Origin of the sequence: Nocardia sp. NPDC050697 (assembly GCF_040654395.1) — a bacterium.
Lineage (GTDB): Bacteria > Actinomycetota > Actinomycetes > Mycobacteriales > Mycobacteriaceae > Nocardia.
In genome coordinates, this window is sequence record NZ_JBFAHY010000025.1 from 1 (window position 1) to 1,461 (window position 1,461).

Here is a 1,461-nt window from a genome sequence, read left to right on the forward strand (position 1 = left end):
GTGCCGGCGCGGACCGCGAGTTGGGGTTCGCCGGTGGCGGTGATCGTGGAGACCAGGGTGGTGTCCACTGTTTGGCCGGGGTCGAGGTCGGTCAGCACGATCCGGCCCGGATCCTCGGTCTGGGCCGAGCGCACCAAGCCCCATACCGCGGCACCGGTCAGGTCGCTGACCTGCTGTCCGCCCGCGGGGACCGCGCCGCTGGTCACTATCAGCAGGCGGGTGTCGCGGAATCGGTCCTGACCCGCCCAGTCCTGCAGCACGGTCAGGGTGTCGGCGAGCACGGTATGCACCGCGCGCACCACTTCCGCACCCGGAACAGTGTCGGGTGTGGTGTGCAGGGGGCGGGTGTCGAAGACGACGACCTCGGGTGTCGGCAGTTCGTGCTCACCGGTCAGGTCCTGCCAGGGCAGGTGGGTGAGCGTGCGCGGGGCCGCGGGGGTGGTGAGGGTGGGCCAGTGCACGCCGAGCAGGCCTTCCACCGGGGTGGTGGCGGCGAGCTGGTCAAGGTGGACCGGGCGCATGGTCAGTGCCTGCACCGTGATCACCGGCTGGTCGTGGCCGTCGGTGACCGCCAGGGTGACCGCGGTGCCGGTGGTGCTCAACCGTGCCCGCACGGTCGTGGCACCGGCTGCGTGCAAGGTCACTTCTTCCCACGCGAACGGCAACATCGGTTGCCCGCTGTCACCGCCGGCGAAGGCGAGCCCGTGTAGCACCGCGTCGAGCAGGGCCGGGTGCAGTCCGTACCGGTGCGCGTCGGTGACGGTGTCGGGCAGTGTGGCCTGCACGAACAGGTCCTCACCGCGCCGCCATACCGCTTGCAGGCCCTGGAATGTCGGGCCGTATCCGTAACCGGTATCGGTCAGCTGCTCGTAGAGCCCGGCGATGTCGATGCTCACCGCTCCCACCGGCGGCCATTCCGGGCCCGGTTCGGGAGCCGGGGTGGTCACCGGCGCCGGGGCGAGCACACCCTGGGCGTGCAACACCCACTCCACGCCGGAGTTCTCGGCCCGCTCGAGGCTTTCCGGACGTGAGTACACCGACACCGCACGTTCACCGGTATCGGCACCGGTGGAGTGGAGGGTGTCACCGACGATCACCTGGACCTGCACCGCGCCCGCGGCCGGCACCACCAGCGGGGTGAACAAGGTCAGCTCCCGCAGCACCGCGCAGCCGACCTCGTCCCCGGCACGGATCACCAATTCCACGAACCCGGTCCCGGGGAACAACACCACCCCGCCCACCGCATGATCGGCCAGCCACGGCTGCGCGGCCAGCGACAACCGCCCCGACACCGTCACACCCCCGGTCTCCGGAGACGACACCACCGCACCCACCAACGGATGATCCGCAGCGGCCAACCCCAGCGATACCGCATCACCACTGCCGGATCCGGCTTCGAGCCAGTACCGGCGATGCTGGAAGGCATAGGTCGGCAACCCGACTCGTCGGGCCCGGCCCGCG

The 1,461-nt window shown here is 70.7% G+C and carries 1 protein-coding gene; it reads right to left on the reverse strand.

The genetic code is table 11. The annotated features are described in order from the left end of the window. Window positions 1-1,436: polyketide synthase dehydratase domain-containing protein (locus AB0H71_RS33890; protein ID WP_357029673.1), on the reverse strand; the 1,436-nt coding region annotated here is incomplete at its 3' end. Window positions 1,437-1,461: the final 25 nt, after the last annotated feature.